Genomic DNA, 8,032 nt, shown 5'->3' with positions numbered 1-8,032 from the left:
GGCTCGGCGCTGAGCGGCGCCGGTGCCCGCGACGACGACGGCTCGGCGCCGCGCCGCTCGTGGGCGGTCGGCGCGATCGGCGCCACCGCGACGGGAGGTGTCATCGTCGCGCTCCTCGCCGACGGCTTCGGCCTGGCCGCGACCGGAACGCTCGTCCTCGCGGCCGCCCAGCTCGGGGCCGTTCTCGCCGTGACCGTGCTCGCGGCGCTCGGCGGGGTCGTCTGCTGGGCGATCGCGTGGGCCGTCGTGAGAGCGACGGGGCGATCCTCAAAGGAGCGCTGAGGGGGAGCGTGGTGGGCGATACCAGACTCGAACTGATGACCTCTTCCGTGTGAAGGAAGCGCGCTACCAACTGCGCCAATCGCCCGTGCGCGTCCATCTTGCCATAACTCCTCAGACCGTCGCGCACCGCCCGAGGCCGCCGATCCGGCGGGGTGACACGCCCGGTCCGCCCGGTTTGGCATCCCCCCGAGAGGTCGGCTATGGTTTCCATGCGCGCCGGAAACGGCGGGCGAAAATGCGGATGTGGCGCAGTGGTAGCGCATCACCTTGCCAAGGTGAGGGTCGCGAGTTCGAATCTCGTCATCCGCTCGAGTACGGCCCCTCGGTAGTGGGGGTTGCACCCACGGTGGCGTGGCCGAGAGGCGAGGCAGCGGCCTGCAAAGCCGTGCACACGGGTTCGAATCCCGTCGCCACCTCGTACTCCCACCGGAGATCCGAGGCGGTACCACTACCAGCAGCACGGCCTTGGGCGATTGGCGCAGCGGTAGCGCGCTTCCCTGACACGGAAGAGGTCACTGGTTCGATCCCAGTATCGCCCACCACCAGAACCACGAGAACAACCCCCGCCTCGGCGGGGGTTTTCGCGTTTTCGCCGCCGGTAGGCTGGTGCGGTCCCGCAGACCCTGCAGAAGGAGCACCGTGTCCGAGCCCGTCGCCGAGCAGTCCGCCCCCACCCTCGAGGCGGTCGTGGCCGAGACGACGACCGACGGATTCGGGCTCTTCACCGACCGCTCCGTCGTCGCGATGCGCGTCGACGGCGAGCTGCGCGACCTCGCCCACCGCGTCGAGCCCGGCACCCGCGTCGAGCCCGTGACGATCGGCAGCCCCGATGGCCTCGCGATCCTCCGGCACTCGGCCGCGCACGTCCTCGCCCAGGCCGTGCAGTCGATCAACCCCGAGGCGAAGCTCGGAATCGGCCCGCCCGTGACCGACGGCTTCTACTACGACTTCGACGTCGCATCCCCGTTCACGACCGACGACTTCGCGGCCCTCAGCAAGGCGATGGAGCGCATCGTCCGTCAGGGGCAGCGGTTCATCCGCCGCGTCGTCACCGAGGACGAGGCGCGCGCCGAGCTCGCGAGCGAGCCGTACAAGCTCGAGCTCATCGGGCTCAAGGGCGCGGCGGCCGACGGCGCCGACGGCGAGAGCGTCGAGGTCGGCGGCGCCGAGCTCACGATCTACGACAACGTCGACCCGAAGACCGGCGAGGTGCACTGGAAGGACCTCTGCCGCGGCCCGCACCTGCCCAACACCCGCATGATCGGCAACGGCTGGGCGCTCATGCGCGTCGCCGCCGCCTACTGGCGCGGGTCGGAGAAGAACCCGCAGCTGCAGCGCATCTACGGCACCGCCTGGCCGAGCAAGGACGAGCTGCGCGAGTACCGCTCGCGCCTGGAGGAGGCCGCCAAGCGCGACCACCGCAAGCTCGGCGTCGAGCTCGACCTCTTCAGCTTCCCCGACGAGATCGGCTCGGGGCTCTCGGTCTTCCACCCCAAGGGCGGCATCATCCGCGCCGAGATCGAGAACTACATGCGCCAGCGCCTGCTCGAGAACGGCTACGAGCTCGTCTACTCGCCCCACATCACCAAGGGGCAGCTGTTCGAGACGAGCGGCCACCTGCAGTGGTACGAGGAGGGCATGTTCCCGGCGATGCACCTCGACGAGGAGCGCGACGCCGAGGGCAACATCACCAAGCAGGGGCAGAACTACTACCTCAAGCCCATGAACTGCCCGTTCCACAACCTGATCTTCCGCGCGCGCGGCCGAAGCTACCGCGAGCTGCCCCTGCGCCTCGCCGAGTTCGGCACCGTCTACCGCTACGAGAAGAGCGGCACGCTCTCGGGCCTCACCCGCGTGCGCGGCCTCACGCAGGACGACGCCCACATCTATGTCACGCCCGACCAGGTGAAGGCCGAGGTCGCGAGCCAGCTCGAGTTCGTGCTCGAGACGCTGCGCGGCTACGGCCTCGACGACTTCTACCTCGAGCTGTCGACGAAGAACCCCGACAAGTACGTCGGCGAGGACGACGTCTGGGAGCAGGCGACCGAGACCCTCCGCGAGGTCGCGACCGAGTCGGGCCTCGAGCTCGTCGCCGACCCGGGCGGCGCCGCCTTCTACGGCCCGAAGATCTCGGTGCAGGCGCGCGACGCGATCGGCCGTACCTGGCAGCTCTCGACCGTGCAGCTCGACTTCAACCAGCCCGAGCGCTTCGAGCTCGAGTACGCCGCCTCCGACGGCTCGCGCCAGCGCCCGATCATGATCCACCGCGCGCTCCTCGGCTCGATCGAGCGCTTCTTCGCCATCCTGCTCGAGCACTACGCGGGAGCGTTCCCGGCCTGGCTCTCGCCCGTGCAGGTCGTCGGCATCCCCGTCGCCGAGGAGTACGCCCCCTACCTGCAGGAGGTCATCGACCGGCTGCGGGCCCAGGGCGTCCGCGCCGAGCTCGATCGCAGCGACGACCGCATGCAGAAGAAGATCCGCAACCACACGATGCAGAAGGTCCCGTACCAGCTCATCGCCGGCGAGGAGGACCGCGCGAAGGGCGCCGTGAGCTTCCGCTTCCGCGACGGCACGCAGGTCAACGGCGTGCCCGTCGACGAGGTCGTCGCGCGCATCACCGGCGCGATCAGCTCGCGGTCGGCCGAGCTGTAGGCGAGCATCCGGTCATGATCGAGAACGCAGGGGATGCCGTGGCCCCGTCGATCGACGGAGTGGCAGCCGAGTCGTCGGCCGGGTTCGCCGCCGTGCCCGACTCGTTCCAGCGGCTCTGGACACCGCACCGCCTCGTCTACATCGAGAACGGCCAGCAGCCGGACGACGACGCGTGCCCGTTCTGCCGCGCTCCCGAGCTCGACGACGAGCAGGCGCTCATCGTCGCGCGCGGCGAGCACGCCTACGTGCTGCTCAACCTCTACCCGTACAACAGCGGGCACCTGCTCGTCTGCCCGTACCGCCACATCGCGACCTACGACGAGGCGAGCCCCGAGGAGGTCGCCGAGATCGGCGAGCTCACCCAGACCGCGATGCGCGTGCTCACCGCGACGAGCGGCTGCCACGGCTTCAACATCGGCATGAATCAGGGGCGCATCGCGGGCGCCGGCATCGCCGCGCACCTGCACCAGCACGTCGTGCCGCGATGGGCGCTCGACTCGAACTTCTTCCCGATCGTCGCGCAGACGAAGGCCGTGCCCCGGCTGCTGGGAGAGGTCCGGGACGAGATCGCTCGCGCGTGGCCCGCAGGTTCGCCCGAGTAGACTCGAGCAGCCGCCCACCACGACACCTCCGCGCGGTATCGCGCGCCTTCGATACGTTTCCAGAAAGGGAACACAGCAATGAGCGAGACCTCTTCGACGAGCATCCAGGGCACGAACCGCGTCAAGCGCGGGCTGGCCGAGATGCTCAAGGGCGGCGTCATCATGGACGTCATCGACGCCGAGCAGGCGCGCATCGCGGAGGACGCGGGCGCCGTCGCCGTCATGGCCCTCGAGCGCGTCCCCGCCGACATCCGCGCCCAGGGCGGCGTCGCACGCATGAGCGACCCCGACCTCATCGAGCAGATCATGGCGACCGTCTCGATCCCTGTCATGGCGAAGGCGCGCATCGGCCACTTCGTCGAGGCGCAGATCCTCCAGTCGCTCGGCGTCGACTACATCGACGAGTCGGAGGTGCTGAGCCCGGCCGACTACGTGAACCACATCGACAAGTGGCCCTTCACGGTGCCGTTCGTCTGCGGCGCGACCAACCTCGGCGAGGCGCTGCGCCGCATCAACGAGGGCGCGGCGATGATCCGCTCGAAGGGCGAGGCCGGCACGGGCGACGTCTCCGAGGCCACCAAGCACATCCGCACGATCTCGGCCGAGATCAACCGTCTGAAGTCGATGACGAAGGACGAGCTCTACGTCGCCGCGAAGGAGCTCCAGGCCCCCTACGACCTCGTCGTCGAGATCGCCGAGACCGGCAAGCTCCCCGTCGTGCTCTTCACCGCCGGCGGCGTCGCGACGCCCGCCGACGCGGCGCTCATGATGCAGCTCGGCGCGGACGGCGTGTTCGTCGGCTCGGGCGTCTTCAAGTCGGGCAACCCCGCCGCGCGCGCCGCCGCGATCGTCAAGGCGACGACGTTCTACGACGACCCGGCGGTCGTCGCGGAGGCCTCGCGCGGGCTCGGCGAGGCGATGGTCGGCATCAACGTCGCCGACCTTCCCGCGCCGCACCGCCTCGCCGAGCGTGGCTGGTAGCGCACCGGTCGTCGGCGTCCTCGCCCTCCAGGGCGACGTCCGCGAGCACCTCGCCGTGCTGCGCGCACTGGGTGCCGACGCGCGCCCGGTGCGCCGGCCGGACGAGATCGCCGCGATCGACGGTCTCGTGATCCCGGGCGGCGAGTCGAGCGTCATGGACAAGCTCGCGCGCGCCTTCGGCGTCCAGCAGTCGCTGCGCGACCGCATCGCCGGCGGGATGCCCGTGTACGGCACGTGCGCCGGCCTCATCATGCTCGCCGACGAGATCCGCGACGCGATCGCCGGTCAGCAGTCGCTCGGCGGGCTCGACGTCGTCGTCCGCCGCAACGCCTTCGGCACGCAGCTCGACTCGTTCGAGACCGACATCGAGATGCCCGCCCTCGGCGACGAGCCCGTGCACGCGGTCTTCATCCGCGCCCCCGTGGTCGAGTCCGTCGGCGACGGCGTCGACGTGATCGGCCGCCTCGACGACGGCCGCATCGTCGCCGTCGAGCAGGGGCCGCTCATGGGCACGAGCTTCCACCCCGAGGTCACGGGCGAGCACCGGTTCCACGCGCGCTTCCTGCAGAAGGTCGCCGACTCGGTCGCGTCGCACGCCCGGTAGGGCTCCCGCCCGCCACCATGGGGGCATGAACTGGTACTCGAGCTACCCGGCCCAGCGCACGCGGCAGATCATCGCCGACCTCGCGGGGCTCGCGGCGGTCATCCTCGTCATCGTCACCGCGGTGACGGTCACGACCGCGATCCGCGCGCTCGGTGCCTTCGGGCGCGATCTCGAGGCCGCGGGGGAGTCTTTCGCCGCGGGTCTCGCCGATGCGGGTGATCAGCTGGGCGCCATCCCGCTCGTGGGCGAGGGCATCCGCGCACCGCTCGATGCGGCCGCCGGGGCGGGAGGCGCCGTCGCCGACGCCGGTCGCGGCCAGCAGGAGCTCGTCGAGACGATCGCGGTCGGCGCGGGGTGGGCCGTCGCGCTCCTCCCGCTGCTGCTGATCGCGCTCGTCTGGGTGCTGCCGCGAGTCCTGTTCGCGCGCCGATCGGGCCTCGTGAGACGGATGCTCGCCCAGGGCCTCACCGCCGACACGCTCGCCGCGCGCGCCATCGCCCGGCAGCCCCTGCGCGCGCTCGTCGCCGTGCACCCCGACCCGGGGGCCGCGTGGCGTTCGGGCGAGCCGGAGGTCGTCCGCGCCCTCGCCGGTCTGGAGCTGCGTCGGGCGGGCGTCCTCCCGAACGCCCTGCCCTAGACTCGAGAGCTGTCCCCGAGAGCGACGAGGAGCGAGATGTCCGGCCATTCCAAGTGGGCGACGACCAAGCACAAGAAGGCGATCATCGACAGTCGCCGTGCGAAGTCGTTCGCGAAGCTCATCAAGAACATCGAGGTCGCCGCGAAGATCGGCGGCGCCGACATGAGTGGCAACCCGACGCTCGTCGACGCCGTGCAGAAGGCCAAGAAGACCTCGGTGCCGAACGACAACATCGACCGCGCGATCAAGCGCGGTGCGGGTCTCACGGGAGACGCCGTCGACTACCAGACGATCATGTACGAGGGCTACGGCGCCGGCGGCATCGCGCTGCTCATCGAGTGCCTCACCGACAACCGCAACCGCGCCGCCGCCGAGGTGCGCACGGGAATGACGCGCAACGGCGGGCAGATGGCCGACCCCGGGAGCGTCTCCTACAACTTCCACCGCAAGGGCGTCATCGCGATCACGAAGACCGACGGCGTGACGGAGGACGACATCCTCATGGCCGTGCTCGACGCGGGCGCCGAAGAGGTCATCGATCAGGGCGGCGGCTTCGAGGTCATCACCGACCCCTCGCAGCTGCTCGCCGCGCGCGCCGCGCTCACCGAGGCCGGCATCGAGTACGACTCGGCCGAGGCCGAGTTCGTCGCGGGCGTGCAGATCGAGACCGACGCCGAGACCGCGCGGAAGGTCTTCCGGCTCGTCGACGCGCTCGACGAGCTCGACGACGTGCAGAACGTCTACACGAACATCTCGCTCACCGACGAGGTCCGCGCCGCGCTCGACGCCGACGACGAGTAGCGCGCCGCCGTGCTGCGCGTGCTCGGCGTCGACCCAGGGCTGACGCGCTGCGGCATCGGCGTCGTCGACATCGACCCCACGCGCCGCGCGAGCCTCGTCCACGTCTCCGTCGTGCGCACCGACCCGGCGACCCCGCTCGAGCAGCGGGTGCTCGCGATCGCCGAGCGGGTCGCGGCCCTTCTCGACGAGCACCAGCCGGACGTCGTCGCCCTCGAGCGCGTCTTCGCGCAGCACAACGTGCGCACCGTCATGGGAACCGCCCAGGCGAGCGGCGTCGTGCTGCACGCCGCGGCGGCCCGCGGTCTCGCGGTCGCCCTCCACACCCCGAGCGAGGTCAAGGCCGCCGTCACGGGCCACGGCGCCGCCGACAAGAAGCAGGTCACCGCGATGGTGCAGCGCATCCTGCGACTGGATGCCCCGCCCACGCCCGCGGACGCCGCCGATGCCCTCGCCCTCGCGATCTGCCACGGCTGGCGGCGGGGCGGGGTCTCGGCGCCCGAGGTCGGCGGGGGAGGGGCGCTCACGCCCGCGCAGCGCGCGTGGCGCGCGGCCGAGAAGTCGGCGGCCGCGCCTAGGCTCGACGGGTGATCGCCTCTCTGCGCGGAACCGTCATCGCGCTCGGCCCCGGCCGTGCCGTGCTCGAGGTCTCCGGCGTCGGCTACGCGGTCGCCGTGACCGAGCGATGCGCGCGCGAGCTGCGCGTCGACGACCGCGTGCTCCTGCACACGGCGATGGTCGTCCGTGAGGACGACGTGAGCCTGTTCGGCTTCGTCGACGAGACAGAGCTGCACCTCTTCGACCTGCTGCGCACGGTCTCCGGGGTCGGCCCGAAGTCGGCGCTCGGCGTCCTCGGTCAGATGGAGCCCGCCGCGATCGCCCGCGCGATCCACCACGACGACGACGCGCCCTTCCGCAAGGTCAGCGGCATCGGCCCGAAGACGGCGAAGCTCATCGTCGTGTCGCTCGCGGGCAAGATCACCGCACCCGCAGGCGCTCCCAGCGCGCGCGGGGCCGCCGCCCCCACGGGCGATGGCGCCATGACTCTCGCCCTCGTCGAGGCGCTCACGGGCCTCGGGTGGCCCGAGCGCTCAGCCGTCGAGGCGGCGGAGGCCGTGATCGCCGCCGAGCCGACCGCCGAGCGCAGCCCCCTGCCCGTGCTGCTGCGCCGCGCGCTCGCGCAGCTCGGGCCCCGGGCGTCCCGCCCCGATGACCGCGGAGGGCGCGCGTGAGCGACGACATCCTGCGCGCGACGCCCGAGAGCGAGTCGGAGCTCGCCTTCGAGGGTGCGCTGCGCCCGCAGAGCCTCGACGAGTTCGTCGGGCAGCAGAAGGTGCGCCGGCAGCTGCAGCTGCTGCTCGAGGCCGCGACCCTGCAGAACCGCGCCCCCGACCACATCCTGCTCGCCGGCCCTCCCGGGCTCGGCAAGACGACGCTCGCGATGATCGTCGCGCACGAGGGCCAGCGCCCGCTGCG

Annotated in this window: 9 protein-coding genes, 4 tRNA genes and 1 pseudogene; 13 read left to right on the top strand and 1 reads right to left on the bottom strand. The window is 71.5% G+C overall.

The window, feature by feature from the left end:
• A pseudogene (locus Q7T15_RS03335) lies at positions 1-282 on the top strand (hypothetical protein); the annotation flags it as partial.
• Between the two features lie 9 nt (positions 283-291).
• On the opposite strand, the gene Q7T15_RS03330 reads toward Q7T15_RS03335, so the two are convergent.
• Positions 292-367, bottom strand: a tRNA-Val gene (locus Q7T15_RS03330).
• A gap of 152 nt (positions 368-519) precedes the next feature.
• Between Q7T15_RS03330 and Q7T15_RS03325 the strand changes: the two genes are divergently transcribed.
• From Q7T15_RS03325 to Q7T15_RS03270, 12 genes are all read left to right on the top strand, one after another.
• Positions 520-591, top strand: a tRNA-Gly gene (locus tag Q7T15_RS03325).
• Positions 592-627: 36 nt separating this feature from the next.
• Positions 628-698, top strand: a tRNA-Cys gene (locus tag Q7T15_RS03320).
• 51 nt (positions 699-749) lie between these two features.
• Positions 750-824: transfer RNA gene (locus tag Q7T15_RS03315), tRNA-Val, on the top strand.
• Between the two features lie 202 nt (positions 825-1,026).
• Positions 1,027-2,934 carry a threonine--tRNA ligase gene (gene thrS, locus Q7T15_RS03310; protein ID WP_304693253.1) on the top strand — a complete coding sequence of 636 codons (1,908 nt, stop codon included), beginning with the start codon at positions 1,027-1,029 and terminating at the stop codon, positions 2,932-2,934.
• 14 nt (positions 2,935-2,948) lie between these two features.
• The gene (locus Q7T15_RS03305; protein WP_304693251.1) at positions 2,949-3,536 is read left to right on the top strand and encodes an HIT domain-containing protein; all 588 of its coding nucleotides are present in this window, start codon (positions 2,949-2,951) and stop codon (positions 3,534-3,536) included.
• A gap of 78 nt (positions 3,537-3,614) precedes the next feature.
• Positions 3,615-4,517, top strand: a complete 903-nt coding sequence (gene pdxS / locus Q7T15_RS03300; protein ID WP_304693249.1) for a pyridoxal 5'-phosphate synthase lyase subunit PdxS — start codon at positions 3,615-3,617, stop codon at positions 4,515-4,517.
• Entirely contained in the window at positions 4,507-5,121 is a 615-nt protein-coding gene (gene pdxT / locus Q7T15_RS03295; RefSeq protein WP_304693247.1) for a pyridoxal 5'-phosphate synthase glutaminase subunit PdxT, read from the top strand. Before pdxS ends, pdxT begins: the two co-directional genes overlap by 11 nt.
• 25 nt (positions 5,122-5,146) lie before the next feature.
• Positions 5,147-5,758 (top strand): hypothetical protein, encoded by a 612-nt coding sequence (locus Q7T15_RS03290; protein ID WP_304693245.1) that lies wholly within the window; start codon positions 5,147-5,149, stop codon positions 5,756-5,758.
• 36 nt (positions 5,759-5,794) lie between these two features.
• The gene (locus tag Q7T15_RS03285; protein WP_304693243.1) at positions 5,795-6,559 is read left to right on the top strand and encodes a YebC/PmpR family DNA-binding transcriptional regulator; all 765 of its coding nucleotides are present in this window, start codon (positions 5,795-5,797) and stop codon (positions 6,557-6,559) included.
• Between the two features lie 9 nt (positions 6,560-6,568).
• Positions 6,569-7,147: a crossover junction endodeoxyribonuclease RuvC gene (gene ruvC / locus Q7T15_RS03280; RefSeq protein ID WP_304693241.1), complete on the top strand. Its 579-nt coding sequence runs from the start codon at positions 6,569-6,571 to the stop codon at positions 7,145-7,147.
• Positions 7,144-7,788, top strand: a complete 645-nt coding sequence (gene ruvA / locus Q7T15_RS03275; RefSeq protein ID WP_304693239.1) for a Holliday junction branch migration protein RuvA — start codon at positions 7,144-7,146, stop codon at positions 7,786-7,788. The genes ruvC and ruvA overlap by 4 nt, the downstream gene beginning before the upstream one ends.
• Positions 7,785-8,032 (top strand): RuvB-like domain-containing protein (locus tag Q7T15_RS03270; protein WP_304693237.1); only part of this gene is annotated, 248 nt, incomplete at its 3' end. The genes ruvA and Q7T15_RS03270, both read left to right, overlap by 4 nt.

It is taken from the genome of Microcella sp. (genome assembly GCF_030645145.1).
GTDB lineage: Bacteria > Actinomycetota > Actinomycetes > Actinomycetales > Microbacteriaceae > Microcella.
The sequence above is the reverse complement of the archived record's forward strand: the minus strand, read 5'-3'. Positions and strand labels throughout refer to the sequence as shown.